The sequence below is a fragment of the Kitasatospora sp. MY 5-36 genome (genome assembly GCF_001182915.1).
GTDB lineage: Bacteria > Actinomycetota > Actinomycetes > Streptomycetales > Streptomycetaceae > Kitasatospora.
This window is the reverse complement of sequence record NZ_LFVW01001440.1, coordinates 1-546: the sequence shown is the minus strand read 5'-3', so window position 1 is coordinate 546 and position 546 is coordinate 1. Positions and strand designations below refer to the sequence as shown.

The 546-nt window shown below is 79.7% G+C and carries 1 protein-coding gene; it reads left to right on the top strand.

Annotation, left to right across the window (positions count from 1 at the left end; all coding sequences use genetic code 11):
* The coding region (locus tag AE652_RS42840) for a hypothetical protein (protein WP_159028761.1) at window positions 1-546 on the top strand (546 nt) is incomplete at both ends.

Here is a 546-nt window from a genome sequence, read left to right as displayed (position 1 = left end):
CGGGACGGCCGCCGAGGTGGCCGGCGCGCTGCGGGCCGGCGGCGTCGAGGTCCGGGTACTGGAGACCGGCGCCGCCGATCGCGGGACCCTCGGTGATGTCCTGCGCGGCGTCGGCGAGTTCGCGGGTGTGGTGTCCCTGCTGGCGCTGGACGAGACGCCGCTGCCCGGTCGGCCCCGGGTGCCCGCCGGTCTGGCGGCCTCCAGCGCGCTGCTGCAGGCGCTGCTCGACGCGGGGTCGGTGGTGCCGCTGTGGGTGCTGACCCGCGGCGCGGTGGCGGCGCTGCCGGGCGAGGTGCCCAGTCTGGCGCAGGCCCAGGTGTGGGCGTGGGGGCAGACGGCGGGTCTGGAGCAGGCCAAGCAGTGGGGCGGCCTGGTCGACCTCCCGGCCGGGTCGGACGCGTCGGCCGGGTCCGACGCGTCGGCCGGGTTCGACGCCTCGGTCGGGGACCGCCTGGCCGAGCTGCTCGCCGCGGGACCGGAGGGCGAGGACCAGGTCGCGTTGCGCGGCACGGGGGCGTTCGCGCGCCGCCTGGTGCGCGCCCCGCG